The sequence below is a fragment of the Allohahella sp. A8 genome (genome assembly GCF_047946665.1).
In the GTDB taxonomy this organism is placed as follows: Bacteria; Pseudomonadota; Gammaproteobacteria; order Pseudomonadales; family Oleiphilaceae; genus Allohahella.
In genome coordinates this window covers 1,214,310-1,227,597 of the sequence record NZ_CP172312.1, presented here as the reverse complement: position 1 = coordinate 1,227,597, position 13,288 = coordinate 1,214,310, and the positions used below count along the sequence as shown (strand labels likewise).

Below are 13,288 nucleotides of genomic sequence, written 5' to 3'. Positions count from 1 at the left end.
AAGGCAGAAGGGCCGTAACAGTCCGCGCCGGCCGCCTATGCTGGTCGACGCCGTTTAGCCGGCCAATACTAGCACAAAGCCGATATCGATCGTAGGCTCATCAGCCCCCTTAATGGTGGAACACTATAGTCTTGTTTTCATGAATGATTACACGCTCCTCGAGGTGATAGCGCAGGCCGCGAGCGAGCACAGCCTTTTCGACGTCACGGCCAAGCCGCACGAGGTCAGCAATGGTATGGCTATGACTGACGCGAATGACGTCCTGATCGATGATCGGCCCTTCATCCAGCAGATCGGTAACATAGTGGCAGGTCGCACCAATGAGCTTCACGCCACGCTGATAGGCCTGATGGTAAGGCTTGGCACCCGCGAACGAAGGCAGGAAGCTGTGATGTATGTTGATCACCCGTCCTTCAAAGGTCTTGCACAATTCTGGCGGCAGTATCTGCATGTATCTCGCCAGCACGGTCACATCGGGCTGAAGTTCGTCCATCAACTCATTCAGCTTGGCGAAGTCGGCGTCCTTTGTTTCCTTGCGAACAGGGATGTAGTGGAAAGGTATGTCATACCACTCGACCATACGACGCAGGTCTTCATGATTCGAGCACACGCCAATGATGCTCGCCGGCAACTCACCGTCCATCGACCTGTGTAGCAGGTCGGCGAGACAATGAGACTCCTTGCTGGCCATCAGCAGGACACGCTTCGGCACGCCGGAGTCCTCGACGCGCCAATACATGCCGTACTCGTTGGCGATTGGCTGAAAAGCCTGTACAAATCCTTTTATATCAAATGGTAAAGAGCTTGCTCTAATCTCGTTTCTCATGAAGAACCAGCCGATCGACGGGTCCGAATGGTGGCTCGCCTCGGTAATCCAGCCGTTGTAATTAGCCAGAAAGTTACTGACTTTGGCGACAAGACCAACCTGATCAGGACAGGCAATGACCAGGCGGAACACCCGGTCGTCCGCTGCACTGGCAAAGGTGTTGGTTACCGACATGCTCAACGGACCTCGATGACTTGTTCTTCGATGCGGCGCTTCCATTCGGCCGGCCCTAGTATGTGCGCGGACTGACCTTCAGAATCCACTGCAACAGTCACGGGCATATCCTTGATTTCAAACTCGTATATAGCTTCCATGCCCAGCTCTGGAAAGGCAACCACTTCGGCAGCACTGATGGCCTTGGACACAAGATAGGCTGCGCCACCGACTGCCATCAGGTACACAGCCTTGTGCTTGCGAATCGACTCGATGGCGACAGGCCCACGTTCGGCCTTGCCTATCATCCCGATCAAACCAGTCTCGGAAAGCATCTGCTCGGTAAACTTGTCCATTCGAGTGGCTGTGGTTGGACCAGCGGGCCCAACAACCTCGTCTCGTACTGGGTCGACGGGTCCGACGTAATAGATGAAACGACCCTTGAGGTCGACAGGCAGCTTTTCGCCCCTGGACAGCATATCCGTCATCTTCTTATGGGCGGCGTCACGACCCGTGAGCATCTTGCCGGAGAGGAGAACCGTCTCACCGACTTTCCATTCACGAATATCTTCAGCCGTAACCGTGTCGAGGTTGGCGCGGCGGACATCAGCGCCGACGTCCCAGGCAATGGCGGGCCAGTCATCAAGATTCGGCGGGGTCTGCAGCGCCGGACCTGAACCATCCAGCGTGAAATGCGCGTGCCGGGTGGCGGCGCAGTTCGGAATGAGTGCAACCGGCTTGTTGGCGGCATGTGTCGGATAATCCATGACCTTCACATCGAGCACCGTGGTGAGACCACCGAGGCCCTGAGCGCCAATACCGAGCTTGTTGACCTTGTCGAACAGCTCCAGGCGCAGCTCTTCAGCACGATTGCTCGCACCGCGTGCTTGCAGCGCCTGAATGTCGATCGATTCGAAGAGAGATTCTTTCGCCAGTTGCATGGCCTTTTCAGCCGTACCACCGATACCTATACCCAGCATGCCGGGCGGACACCAGCCAGCACCCATTTTCGGCACCTGCTCGAGCACCCAGTCCACGATTGAATCAGACGGATTGAGCATGGCGAATTTCGATTTTGCTTCAGACCCGCCGCCTTTCGCAGCAACTTTCACGTCTACGGTATTGCCGGAGACGAGACGGGTGTGAATAACGGCTGGAGTATTGTCCTTGGTATTTCTTCGAGCGCCATCGGGATCGGCCAGAATGGACGCGCGGAGAATATTATCCGGCTGCATATAGGCGCGGCGAACGCCTTCGTTGATCATGTCTTCGAGAGGCAGCTCTGCATCCCACTGAACATCCATGCCGACTTCGACAATGACGGTGACGATACCGGTGTCCTGACATATCGGTCGTCGCCCTTCGGCACACATGCGTGAGTTAATCAGGATCTGGGCCAGCGAGTCTTTCGCAGCTTTCGACTCTTCACGCTCATAGGCTGCGTGAACAGCTTCGATAAAATCCTTGGGATGGTAGTAGGAGATGAACTGCAGTGCGTCCTGCACACTATCTATCAGATCCGCCTGGCGAATGATGGTCGGCATTAACTGTCTCCGGAGAAAGCAAGCCGCGTATTCTAGACCAATCCACCACTTTAGTTAAACTGCATTTAACGCGGCACTCGCCGTTCCCTCCGGGCATTGACCCGCCAAGCCTGAACAAAAAACGCGCAACTGCACACAAAGTAAAACTCCCTTGTGCTAGTGTTTGGCATCACGTCAGAAATTAGCCTATGCTCAGATGACATTCGTGCCGCGTGCACCGTTGTATTTCAGTACTTTGCTCAGGTGCTTTCCAAAGTGCCAATAACACTAATAAAAGGACAGGTTGACCGTATGCTGAAACGTACCTTATTAAGCCTTGCTATTGGCTCCACAGTTTTCCTCGCCGGCTGCGGTGACAACGGCGACAGCAATAACGCTGGCGCAATTAGTCCGAAGGGTGGTCCTTTCATCAATAGTGCTGAAGGACGCACGTATCCTTTGTTCAACCCGGCCTTGTCCCGCGTGCCGGTCCCCAGTGACATACAACTGGACCAGGTGGCAAGCGATGGCACCTTCTCGGATGCACCAGTTGGCTCCACCAATCCGGTGCAGCTTGCCCTGGGGAAAATTTCCGGTGCGTCTCTCATAGCGCCGATTGACATAGCGCTCAATGGTGCAATCGACCCGGCTTCGGTCAACGCCAATTTCCTGACCCCCGGCCTACAGCCGAACCCGCAGCAGAACGTTTTCCTCATAGAGCTTGCCTATCCGAGCGGTGACCCGATTCAGGGGCTTCTCGAGGCAGAAACACCGACCATACCTTTCGCGCTTACTTTAGCGGCTGCTGCGCAGGCCAGCACGCCTGCAATCTCGGCGTTGTCAGCTGAAGCCTCCAAGCCCTCTTATGTCGCAAACGTGATCGACCAGGGCGGCGTACCGGTTCTTCGCATTCAACCAACGAAGCCGCTGAAGCCGAAAACGCGTTACCTCGTTGTGGTCACCGATTCAATTCTGGATGCGCAGGGTCAGCCACTTATACAAGATCCGGCCTATCAGAACATCACCGATGAGACGCTCGAACTGCCCAGTTCAGCCCTCGTTGGTGTGAGGGACATCGTCAACGATTTCTGGGAAGTCACCGCCGAGACTTATCTCAAGCGGGCTACCAACGCCACCAGAACAGCTGTTGGTCTCCCTGCGCTGGATAAGAGCAACGTTGCCCTGACTTACTCCTTTACCACAACAGGCGATGAGAAAGTCCTCGAATATCAGGCCAATCCAGCCGAATGGTTCAATGATCAGCTCACAACCTTCGCTCGTCTCCAGGGCTCCAAGCTCGTGGGTGAATCCACAGGCGACGCCGATAACAATGGTGTCATCGATGGTGATCTCAACGGAGATGGCGCTATCGACTATTTCGACCGAAACATTGCTGCGAATTCTGCAGTAGCAACGTTCCCTGATGCCGCAACTGCAGCGAAGCTTCCAACGCTGTTCGGCGCCGGAGCACCCTGCGCAGGTGCAAGCGGTCCGACAGCCATAGGCTGTATGAGTGCGGTTCTTTCGAGTCCGGCGAGTATCGGTGCATTCATCGAGAAGATCGGGCCGCGCACTGTAACGCCCTCTACCGAAGCCGGACGAGTGAATGTTCCGCTGGAATTGCTCTCGGCGCCGGTCTCACTCGTGCTGGCCGAAGCTCGCCAAGGCGCACCGACCAAGACACCGATGGTGTCGCAGGGCACAATCAAGCTGCCCTACTTCCTCGGTGTACCTGAAGAAGGCTCCAATGGTAGTGTTATTCAGTCGTCTACTTTTGTTGCCGATGCAAAGGTCGGCGACCAGCTCAATGCTGCGTTCGCGAGCGTCGGTCTTGCACTTCCACAGGGCAAGGTGCCTGCTTCTGTTGATAAAAATGGAGAACCTGTTGCTGAGAAGCCTGCGAAATCAAACGCGGTCAATTACATATTCCCGTTCCTGGAAAAGCGCGCGGATCTCGATGTCCCGTACGTAGCCATTTATCCAGCCGACTCGACTGCCTGCCCACGGCCGCTGCCTGTGGTCATCTATCAGCATGGTATTACAACCGACCGAAGCGCAGCGTTGTCGGCGGGTGGCGTTCTGGCTGAAAACTGCTTTGCGACCATTGCAATAGATCAACCACTGCATGGTGTATCGCCTTACTCGACTGCTGAGCAGAGAGCACTGGCGCAGAGACTGCTCGACGCGGCCAACGCAGAGAACTCTGCCTTGCCAAATGATGCAGCTGCGGTGGATGCTGTCATCGCCAAGCAGCTGACGGTCGGCGTGGTGCAATCGCTCGCCTCACTTGCCAATCCGGCAGATGCTGTGGCATTGATCAATAACTTCCTGGCCACGGGCACGAGCGGTAATGCGAGCCTTGACCCTGCCATCGGGGCGCTTGAGTCGATTCAGAACACGGTAGCCAACGCAGGCAGTACGATTCCAGGTCTTGCGCCATTCGTGGTAGATGGTGTTTCGAAGGAGCGACACTTCAGCTTCACTGCAGATGCCAGCGGCAACCCGATTCCTATGAACTTCGATCCGGCCAACGCAGTTGGGGACTCTGGCAGTCTCTACATCAACCTCACAGGCTTTGTGAACGGCCGTGACAAGAATCGACAGAGCGTTATAGATCTTCTCAACCTGAGAGCATCGATATCTGCCATCGATGTTGATGGCCCTGGGACGACGACTCTGGACAACAACCGGGTATACTTCATGGGTCACTCTCTTGGAACCGTTGCCGGAACGGCATTCACCGCAGTAACCAATAGTGACGGCAAGGCCTCTACCAATGTGCTGTCATCATCGTTGCTGACGCCGGCTTCGGGTCTGGCGCGGATGCTGGAGAACTCGCCTTCATTTGCGCCTCGAGTGGTTGGTGGACTGGCTGCTGCAGGCGTGGAACAGGGCACAGCCAACTACGAGATCTTTATGCGAGTGTTGCAGGCGTCGTTGGATCCAGTAGACCCAATCGCCTTTGCCGATAACCTCAACACGAGCATCAATTATCAGGCTGCAGATCCCGCCACTGCCACACCGACGTCGCTGTATGACGCCAATGCCTCCTTCCAGACCTCGGCAGTCGATACTGGCGTGCTTCTGGTGGAGCTGACTGGCAGAGCTGATGCCAACGGTAACCCACAACTCGGATTCCTGTCGGACCAGACAAATCCGATCGAAACGGAAGTTACTCAGTTGACCACGCAGTTCGGCACGCCATTCCCCGACCTTCTGTCTGGCAACAGCAGTCTTGCGGAGTTCATGGGCGCCACGAACGTTCTCGCGTCAGCAGCACCAGCAGGTACACCTGACGTGTTGATCAGTCGCCTGGATCGTGGATCCCACGGCATGTTCGTACTGCCTGTGATCAGCTCGTCAGCCGAAGCTGCTCTGTTCGGTGCCGACGCTGCAGCTGAGGAAACCCGGCGCGCAGAGGGCTTCAGTCAAGGTATCGGTCAGTCGATCGCCATGTTCTCGGCGAACGGTGAGCTGGCGAACAGCGGTGGCCAGGCTCCGTTCATCGATGAGACCATCATGGTCACAGAAGATGAGTTCAAGAGCGCTCCGAGAAATGCTCGACAGCTGAACCTGCAGTAGTACCTCCCCTCGTTTGCCGGCCTCCAGCCGGCAGACAACAAAAAGCCCGCATCTGCGGGCTTTTCTATTTCTGAGCCTTTATTTCGGCCTTACTGGTTACTACGTCCCTTATCCGCCGCTATTCGCAGTCGCAGGGCATTCAGTTTGATAAAGCCTTCAGCGTCATATTGGTTGTAGATACCGCCATCGTCTTCGAAGGTCGCGATCCGGTCATCGAACAGACTATCACTCTCCGAGCGCCGGCCTGTAACGGTCACGTTGCCCTTGTAGAGTTTCACTCGAACTTCGCCATTGACGTGCTTCTGCGTCTCGTCGATCAGCTTCTGTAGCGCGACGCGCTCAGGTGACCACCAGTAGCCGTTGTAGATCATCTCGGCATACTTCGGCATGATGCTGTCTTTCAGGTGAGCTACTTCCTTGTCCAGGGTGATGGATTCGATGGCACGGTGGGCGCGCATCATGATCGTGCCGCCAGGTGTCTCGTAGCAGCCACGCGACTTCATGCCGATGTAGCGGTTCTCGACGATATCAAGTCGGCCTACGCCATGCCTGCCGCCGATGCGGTTCAGTTCGGCCACGACTTCATGAGGCTCCAAGGCCTTACCGTCGATGGCGACGATGTCACCACCCTTATAAGTCAGTGTAATGGACTCCGCCGTATCCGGTGCATTCTCCGGAGACACGGTCCAGCGCCACATATCTTCTTCAGGCTCCGCCCATGGATCTTCCAGAATGCCGCCCTCATAAGAGATGTGCAGCAGGTTCGCATCCATTGAGTACGGAGACTTCCCCTTCTTCTTCTCGACCTGAATGTTGTGCTCCTCACAATAGGCGAGCAGCTTTTCACGGCTGGTCAGGTCCCATTCCCGCCAAGGCGCAATGACCTGAACGCCAGGCTTCAGTGCATACGCACCCAGCTCGAAGCGGATCTGGTCATTACCCTTACCGGTCGCACCGTGAGAAATGGCATCTGCGCCAGTTTCGTTGGCAATCTCAACCAGCCGACGCGCAATCAGAGGTCTGGCGATCGAGGTACCAAGCAGGTACTCGCCCTCATAGATGGCATTGGCGCGGAACATCGGATAGATGAAGTCACGGGCGAATTCAGCCTGCAGGTCATCGATGTAGATTTCCTTGATACCGAGCGCTTCAGCCTTGGCGCGCGCTGGCGCCACTTCCTCACCCTGCCCGATGTCGGCGGTAAAGGTCACGACTTCACAGTCGTACTCGGTCTGCAGCCATTTGGCGATTACTGAAGTGTCGAGGCCGCCAGAGTAGGCCAGCACGACCTTGTTGACTTTCTTGACTGGTGGAGTGGCTTCTTCTTCATAGCGTTGTTCTGTCATACGCGGTCTTCACGTCCTCGATGCATGGCCTGGGGAAACTGTCGAAGCGCGTAGTGTATAGTTTTTTCAGAAATCTTGAAAACCGTCGGCCGCTGCAGGTCTGCCGGGTTCAGGTTGACTGGCTGGCCCGACAGACGCTGACTTACTCTCCAATCGGTTATTTTCCTGTTCGAAGTCGTCAATATTGCCTGGGCGATCGCCGCGGTCGAGACGAACTGTGGTTCGCCTGTTGCGGGCCTTGTTCGTCTTGCTGTTGTTGCTCACGACCGGGTAGCGCTCGCCGTGATAGCGCGTATTGATCTTCTCGTTCGGCAGGCCGAGCTGCTCAAGATAGGCGGTTACCGCTTCTGCCCTGTCCTTCGACAGCCGTCGGTTAGAGATGCGTCGGCCTGAGCCATCGGCATGGCCGTCTACATAGACCGCGGTCACGCTTGGGTCGGCAAGGGTGTAGTCGACAGCACGCTTCAGCGCTGCCTTGCCCTTGTCAGACAGTACGGCCTTGTCGACTTCGAAGTACACAGCGGTCTTTTCGACCTGACGGAAATTGTTTGGCAGTAGACCCGCTGCACACTCATTGTATTGATCGTACCAATTGGCGAACTGCACGCTGTTCACTTCTACCCGAACACTCTCATCATTGTATTTGGCGCGGCGAGTGAAGGTTGGCCGCATGCCCTTGAGCAAAGCATCCATCAACTGACTGGATAGTTCCAAACCTAAGGTCACTGGGTGTGGCTCGTCTTTTACCGGAACATAACCAAGATCGCGGACACCGGAACCAGGCCGCCATGTTGGCGCTTCGATGACCAGTGCCGCCTCACCTGCGCGCAGAGGGTTGCGATCGGCGTCGAGATAGAACTTCAGGTCCTCACCGGCTTCGTGGTAGAAAACCGCGCGGCCGAACCTTGGAATAGGATGCGTGAGCGCGCATTCGAATATGGAGCTGGCGAGGTACCACTGACTGCGCTCCATGCCCGATGAATATGTGGTCGTGGCCGATGCACCCGACGCGAGCAGACCCAGCACACTGCCGATGGCGGCAAGGCCTATGCGCAAGAAGCGGCCATGACGGAAAACTCTTGCCACGACAAACCATGTGTTCTGATATGATGCCTTATCAATCATTCCTGCAAACTGCCTTTTCGACTCTATTCATATATGACAGATCTCATCCGCATACGCCGTCCAGATGACTGGCACCTGCACCTAAGAGATGGCCCTGCACTCACTGATACCGTGGCCGCGACCGCCGCTCAGTTTCATCGTGCCATCGTCATGCCCAACCTCGTACCGCCTGTGACTACTGGTGATCAGGCAGAGGCCTATAAAGCCCGAATCATGGCAGCGGCTGGAGCTGCGCCGGACTCGAAGGTTGACGGAGCAAGAAGTGGGCCATCAAAGCCCTTCCTGCCGCTCATGACGCTATATCTCACTGACACCAGCAAGCCTGAAGCCATTCGTACAGCCTTCGAAGGTGGCCAGGCAGTGGCTTGCAAGCTTTATCCTGCCGGCGCAACGACCAACTCCGACTCGGGCGTGACTGCACTGGAGCGCCTCACGGATGTGCTCGAGGTCATGCAGGCCATAGGCATGCCGCTGCTGATCCATGGTGAAGTTACTGACGCCGCGATCGACATCTTCGACCGGGAGCGTGTGTTCATTGAACGAACACTCAAGCCACTCTGCCAGCGCTTTCCGAAGCTGAAGGTGGTGCTCGAACATATCACCACATCCGACGCTGTCGATTTCGTCAAAGCAGCTGGTCCTCAGGTTGCCGCGACCATCACGGCGCATCACCTGCATTGCAATCGCAACCACATGCTGGCTGGCGGCATACGACCGCACTATTTCTGCCTGCCAATACTGAAGCGTAGCTCACATCAGACGGCATTGCGGATAGCGGCAACTTCGGGTGATCCCAAGTTTTTTCTGGGCACCGATTCCGCGCCGCATGCGGTTGAAGCGAAAGAGTCAGCCTGTGGCTGCGCTGGCTGCTATACCGCGCCGCTCGCCATGCAGCTTTATGCCACGGTGTTCGATGAAATGAACGCACTGGACAGGCTCGAAGGTTTCGCTAGCCGTTTCGGCGCCGATTTCTACGGGCTGCCCGTGAACGATGACTTCATCACACTCAAGCGGCAGGCCTGGACCGTGCCTGACGCCATGGCACTCGGTGCTGCCGAAATTCGCCCATTCCTTGCCGGCCAGACCCTTGGATGGACCTTCGAAACCGATACTGCGGACAGCAATCAATGAGTGAGACCAGAAACAAGGAGCGCAGCCCGCTGGCAAGGCGTTTCAGAGGCTTTCTGCCCGTCGTCATCGACGTCGAGTGCGGCGGCTTCAACAAGGACACTGATGCGCTGTTGGAAATTGCAGCCGCCATCATCGACATGGATGACGATGGTCAGATCTATACCGAACAGACCCTGCAATTCAATGTGGAACCGTTTCCCGGCAGCAACCTCGATCCGGCTGCGCTAGCCTTCACCGGCATCGATCCACACAATCCACTGCGTAACGCGGTCTCGGAAGAGGAAGCCCTCACGGCGCTGTTCGCTCCAATTCGCAAGGCCATCAAGCGTCACGGCTGCAATCGCGCCATCATGGTGGCGCACAATGCCACCTTCGATCATGGCTTTCTGTTTGCAGCCGCCGAGCGCGTGGGCAACAAGCGCAACCCCTTTCATCCGTTTTCGACCTTTGACACCGTGACGCTGGCCGGGCTTGCCTATGGTCACACCGTGTTGGCAAAAGCCTGTCAGCTAGGCGGCATTCCGTTCGAAAGCAGTGAGGCCCATTCGGCGCTCTACGACACGGAAAAAACAGCTGAACTGTTCTGTGGCATCGTCAATCGCTGGAAGGCTATGGGTGGGTGGCAGGAAGATTATCTGTAGCTTCTCTGCGGCCTGCTGCGTGCATCGGGCCACTGAATAAAATCAGATAGTAAAAAACCCGGCATGGCCGGGTTTTTTATGAGTGCGCCGGAGACTATTCCGGCTGTCTGCTTTTACAGCGCTTCGGCATTCTCAGTCAGATAAGACGCCACACCCTCTGGCGACGCATCCATACCCTTGTCACCCTTCTTCCAGTTGGCCGGGCATACTTCGCCATGCTCTTCATGGAATTCGATCGCATCGAACACACGCAGAATCTCTTCCATATTACGACCTATTGGCAGGTCGTTGATGATCTGTGAGCGCACGATGCCATTCTTGTCGATCATGAAGGCACCACGGAATGCGACGCCGCCTGATGACTCTACGTCGTAGGCCTTGCAGATATCGTGGTTCATGTCGGCCGCCATAGTGTACTTCACTTCACCGATACCGCCCTTGTCCACAGGCGTCTTGCGCCAGGCGTTGTGGGTAAAGTGCGAATCGATCGAGACTGAAATCACTTCGACGCCACGTTCCTTGAACTGCGCCATACGCTTGTCCAGGGCGATCAGCTCGGATGGGCAAACAAAAGTGAAGTCGAGCGGATAGAAAAATAGCAGGGCGTACTTGCCCTTTGTCGCTTCAGAGAATTTGTAACTTTCAACGATTTCACCAGTGCCAAGTACTGCTGGGACATCGAAATCCGGGGCTGGTTTTCCAACGAGGACGCTCATTGTAGTTTCCTTGTGCAATCTGTTGTTTGAAGAACTCCATTCAGTACGCGCCTTGAAGCGCCATCTATCATACGGGGACTGACTGGAGGAAAAATCAAGCTGGATGCCACGAGGCGACACGCTTATGGTGCCACCTCATGGCAGAGGCCTTGCCGTTCGGCTTACCAGTGAATGCCGCGCATCAGTGCTGCAAAGGCAACCTGCTCTGTCGACACTTTTGGCTTCTGATCGGTCTGACCTGTAGCTGCCGCGGAATCAGGGAACATTCTGAAACCGGTATTCATGATGATCTCACCGAACTTCGGCATAACCGCATGAATGACCTGCGCAGTGATACCAAGACGGGTCGCGATACGCTTTGGCTTGTAGATGATGGCATCGGCCACCAGCTGACCAGCCTCGGCAGTCGACAGTGTCGGCACCGAATCGTAGATCTTGGTCGGACTGATCATCGGCGTACGGACCAGCGGCATGTTGATGGTAGTGAACTTGATGTTCTGATCGCTGAACTCCGATGCCGCACAACGTGAGAAGGCATCCAGAGCCGCCTTCGACGACACATAGGCCGAGAAGCGTGGCGCGTTGGTCAGTACACCAATCGAAGAAATATTGATGATTTGACCACTGCGGCGCTCGAGCATGCTCGGCATGAAGCCCATGATCAGGCGCAATGAGCCGAAATAGTTCAGCTGCATGGTGCGTTCGAAGTCATGGAAACGGTCGAAGGCGAACTGGATCGAACGGCGGATCGATCGACCGGCATTGTTGACCAGCACATCGACATGACCATGATCCTTGAGCACTTCGGCAACGAAGCGATCGCAATCGCTCATGTCGGCAGCATCGAGCTGATAGGCGTGAATGTTACCACCGCGCTTCTCGAGCTGGGCCTTGGTCGCATCCAGGTTTTCCTTGGTGCGTGCAGCAATAACGACGATTGCGCCAGCATCGGCCAGCAGCTCGGCCGTCGCCAGACCTATGCCGGAAGTCGCACCCGTAACCACACAGACCTTGCCTTTTACGGCGCCCTTGAGCGTGCGATCCTTGAACAGGTCAGGATCGAGATTACGCTCCCAATAATCCCAGATCGCCGGTGCATAGCTTTCCAGACGGGGAACTTCGATACCACTACCCTTCAGTACCCGCTCGGTTTCACGGCTATCGAACTTCGTTGGATAGTTGATGAACTCCATGACGCTCGACGGGATGCCGAGATCGTTGAGCACAGCATTCTTCATGCGCTGAATCGGTGGCAGCTTCTTCAGGCCCTGACGGATGATCGGCGGAATGAAACCGAACATGCGGCTGTCGATACGCATCGCCATCGTTGGCGCGTGGCCGGCCTTGGCAAAGATGTTGAGCACCTCACCAGCCTTGTATGGATCAGGATCGGTGAGGTGGAAGCACTTGCCATCCTCGCCCTTGGCGTGGGCGATATAATCCAGCGCATCGACAACGAAATCGACTGGCACAATATTAAGTCGACCACCTTCGATCCCGATGGTCGGCACCCACTGTGGCAGCAGGTTGCGCACTTTCTGAATCATTCTGAACAGATAATACGGGCCGTCGATCTTGTCGATCTCGCCTGTCTTCGAGTGACCCACCACCATGCCGGGACGATAGATTCGGAACGGCACGTCACACTCTTCACGCACGACTTTTTCTGATTCGTGCTTGGTGCGCATGTAGGGGTTCTCGAGTTTCTCGGCCTCCTTGAACATGTCTTCACGGAATATGCCGCGGTACAGGCCAGCGACCGCGATGGAGCTGATATGATGGAAACAGCCAGCTTTTGCAGCCTCAGCAAAATTGACGGCGTTACGTGTTCCATCGACGTTAGCAGCTTCCTGGGTTTCAGCATCGGCCATCATGTCGTAGACCGCTGCGAGGTGAAACACGTGATCGATCTTGCCTTCGAGATTGGCAAGATCCTTCTTTGCGACACCGAGATTCTTCTTGGTCAGGTCACCCTTGATGGCGACGAGGTTTTTGTCCGTCGCGTTCCATCGCTCACGAAGCTGTTTGACCTTGTCCATGGAGCCGGAACGGGTCAGCACATAAACCGTGCCGCCACGCGCCAACAATTTCGGCACGAGAAAGCTGCCGATGAATCCGGTACCGCCGGTCAAAAAGTAATTCATGATAATTTTTCCTTCTTATGAGGTAGCACTGTGCAGTTCAGGCAAAAAAAGCGGAGCTGGAAGTATGGCAGAGATCTGAGGATGCCGCGCCCACTCATCTT

At 55.8% G+C, this 13,288-nt stretch carries 9 protein-coding genes; 3 read left to right on the top strand and 6 right to left on the bottom strand.

Features of this window, described 5'->3' with window-relative positions:
• Positions 1–109 precede the first annotated feature (109 nt).
• Both purU and ACH3PB_RS05785 read right to left on the bottom strand, forming a co-directional pair.
• On the bottom strand, positions 110–1,000 hold the full coding sequence (purU, locus tag ACH3PB_RS05790; protein ID WP_416398500.1) for a formyltetrahydrofolate deformylase: 891 nt from the start codon (positions 998–1,000) through the stop codon (positions 110–112).
• A gap of 2 nt (positions 1,001–1,002) precedes the next feature.
• A complete protein-coding gene (locus tag ACH3PB_RS05785; RefSeq protein WP_416398498.1) occupies positions 1,003–2,523 on the bottom strand; it encodes a fumarate hydratase in 1,521 nt (506 codons plus the stop codon).
• A gap of 291 nt (positions 2,524–2,814) precedes the next feature.
• Between ACH3PB_RS05785 and ACH3PB_RS05780 the strand changes: the two genes are divergently transcribed.
• On the top strand, positions 2,815–6,084 hold the full coding sequence (locus ACH3PB_RS05780) for a hypothetical protein (protein WP_416398497.1): 3,270 nt from the start codon (positions 2,815–2,817) through the stop codon (positions 6,082–6,084).
• A gap of 89 nt (positions 6,085–6,173) precedes the next feature.
• Here ACH3PB_RS05780 and ACH3PB_RS05775 read toward each other — a convergent pair whose 3' ends face one another.
• Positions 6,174–7,430: an argininosuccinate synthase gene (locus tag ACH3PB_RS05775; protein ID WP_416398496.1), complete on the bottom strand. Its 1,257-nt coding sequence runs from the start codon at positions 7,428–7,430 to the stop codon at positions 6,174–6,176.
• Between the two features lie 66 nt (positions 7,431–7,496).
• The gene (locus ACH3PB_RS05770) at positions 7,497–8,555 is read right to left on the bottom strand and encodes a flagellar protein MotY (RefSeq protein ID WP_416398495.1); all 1,059 of its coding nucleotides are present in this window, start codon (positions 8,553–8,555) and stop codon (positions 7,497–7,499) included.
• Positions 8,556–8,588: 33 nt separating this feature from the next.
• On the opposite strand from ACH3PB_RS05770, the gene pyrC reads away from it, so the two are divergent.
• Both pyrC and rnt read left to right on the top strand, forming a co-directional pair.
• Positions 8,589–9,686 (top strand): dihydroorotase, encoded by a 1,098-nt coding sequence (gene pyrC, locus ACH3PB_RS05765; protein WP_416398494.1) that lies wholly within the window; start codon positions 8,589–8,591, stop codon positions 9,684–9,686.
• Entirely contained in the window at positions 9,683–10,327 is a 645-nt protein-coding gene (gene rnt, locus ACH3PB_RS05760) for a ribonuclease T (protein ID WP_416398493.1), read from the top strand. The genes pyrC and rnt overlap by 4 nt, the downstream gene beginning before the upstream one ends.
• Positions 10,328–10,440: 113 nt before the next feature.
• Here rnt and ACH3PB_RS05755 read toward each other — a convergent pair whose 3' ends face one another.
• Both ACH3PB_RS05755 and ACH3PB_RS05750 read right to left on the bottom strand, forming a co-directional pair.
• Positions 10,441–11,043 (bottom strand): peroxiredoxin, encoded by a 603-nt coding sequence (locus tag ACH3PB_RS05755; protein ID WP_416398492.1) that lies wholly within the window; start codon positions 11,041–11,043, stop codon positions 10,441–10,443.
• A gap of 161 nt (positions 11,044–11,204) precedes the next feature.
• Positions 11,205–13,187 carry an SDR family oxidoreductase gene (locus tag ACH3PB_RS05750; protein WP_416398490.1) on the bottom strand — a complete coding sequence of 661 codons (1,983 nt, stop codon included), beginning with the start codon at positions 13,185–13,187 and terminating at the stop codon, positions 11,205–11,207.
• Between the last annotated feature and the right edge of the window lie 101 nt (positions 13,188–13,288).

Excerpts from the sequence above, each read along its gene's own strand:
- purU (WP_416398500.1), bottom strand. The coding sequence starts at position 1,000 with ATGTCGGTAACCAACACCTTTGCCAGTGCAGCGGACGACCGGGTGTTC.
- ACH3PB_RS05785 (WP_416398498.1), bottom strand. The coding sequence starts at position 2,523 with ATGCCGACCATCATTCGCCAGGCGGATCTGATAGATAGTGTGCAGGAC.
- ACH3PB_RS05780 (WP_416398497.1), top strand. The coding sequence starts at position 2,815 with ATGCTGAAACGTACCTTATTAAGCCTTGCTATTGGCTCCACAGTTTTC.
- ACH3PB_RS05775 (WP_416398496.1), bottom strand. The coding sequence starts at position 7,430 with ATGACAGAACAACGCTATGAAGAAGAAGCCACTCCACCAGTCAAGAAA.
- ACH3PB_RS05770 (WP_416398495.1), bottom strand. The coding sequence starts at position 8,555 with ATGATTGATAAGGCATCATATCAGAACACATGGTTTGTCGTGGCAAGA.
- pyrC (WP_416398494.1), top strand. The coding sequence starts at position 8,589 with ATGACAGATCTCATCCGCATACGCCGTCCAGATGACTGGCACCTGCAC.
- rnt (WP_416398493.1), top strand. The coding sequence starts at position 9,683 with ATGAGTGAGACCAGAAACAAGGAGCGCAGCCCGCTGGCAAGGCGTTTC.
- ACH3PB_RS05755 (WP_416398492.1), bottom strand. The coding sequence starts at position 11,043 with ATGAGCGTCCTCGTTGGAAAACCAGCCCCGGATTTCGATGTCCCAGCA.
- ACH3PB_RS05750 (WP_416398490.1), bottom strand. The coding sequence starts at position 13,187 with ATGAATTACTTTTTGACCGGCGGTACCGGATTCATCGGCAGCTTTCTC.